This window comes from Desulfosarcina cetonica JCM 12296 (genome assembly GCF_001311845.1).
GTDB classification, from domain to species: Bacteria; Desulfobacterota; Desulfobacteria; order Desulfobacterales; family Desulfosarcinaceae; genus Desulfosarcina; species Desulfosarcina cetonica.
In genome coordinates this window covers 1-1,111 of sequence record NZ_BBCC01000470.1, presented here as the reverse complement: position 1 = coordinate 1,111, position 1,111 = coordinate 1, and the positions used below count along the sequence as shown (strand labels likewise).

Sequence of the window (1,111 nt, the reverse complement as noted above, 5' to 3'; positions counted from 1 at the left end):
CCAAACAATCCGGAGAGCTCATCACTTGCCGTTCCCAGGGAGGTCGCCAGGGAGATACGGGGGAAGAAGGCGGCTCGTGCCGCGCCGATATAGGCATAAGCTCCCTTGAGGCGATGTTCCGCCGCCACAATATCGGGCCGGTTCAAAAGCGTTTCAGAAGATAGCCCCGAAGAGATTTCCTGGGCTGGCGCAACACTGCTGAGGTCATCCGGCAACATCTCTTCGGGCACTGGTGCGCCAGCCAGAAGGTTCAACGCATTTTGGTCCTGTGCCTCTATTTGCGTATAGTGGTGAACATCCCTTCGAGCCGCGTCCACCTGGGTTTGTGCACGGCGCAAATCAATTTCGGTCGACAGCCCGAATTGACAGCTTTTTAGAATGAGATCATAGGAGGTCTGCTGGCTTTCAAGGGTGGACCGGGCCAGCTTGAGATTTTCCCTGTCCGCAGCAAGCGTCAGCCAGGCCCTGGCAACTTCGGATATCAGCATGATCTGTGCGCTGCGGCGAGCTTCCTCCGTAGCCATGTATTCTTCCAATGCCTGATCTTTCAGGCTTCGTAAACGCCCGAAAAAATCGACCTCCCAGGAAGCGATGCCCAGATCGGCGCTGTACTGCTCCACGGTTCTCGGATCCCCGGGCTCGATGAGATCGTTTGAACGGCGTTGTTTGGTCCATGCTCCGGATGCATCGAGCGCCGGCAGCAATTCCGCCCGTTGAATACCGTACTGGGCACGCGCTTTTTCCACGTTCAAAGCGGCTATTCTCAGATCACGGTTATTGTTCAAGGCCGTTTCAACAATTTTTTTGAGCTTTTGGTCAGTAAAAAAGTCCTGCCAGTTCAACTCCCGGGCTGTCGGTACGCCGGACAGGGCTTGTGTGTTCTTGTAGGCTTCGCCCTGTGGCCATGCATCTGGGATTGGCGCCTGGGGTTGTTGATATTTTGGCGCCAGGGAACAGCCGCCCAGGAAAACGAAGACACCCATAGCAAACAGTATTTTTCTTATCATCTTAACGAACCTCTTGGGGTGCGGTGGAATCCATATGCTGTTCGGAAACGTTTTTCTTTTCTTTCCCCTTGAACCGTCGTGACACAAAGACAAAAAAGAGGGGG

Annotated in this window: 1 protein-coding gene; it reads right to left on the bottom strand. The window is 54.3% G+C overall.

Features of this window, described 5'->3' with window-relative positions:
* Positions 1–1,007, bottom strand: a 1,007-nt coding sequence (locus JCM12296_RS35030; RefSeq protein WP_054702820.1) for an efflux transporter outer membrane subunit, incomplete at its 3' end; no start/stop codon positions are given.
* Positions 1,008–1,111 lie beyond the last annotated feature (104 nt).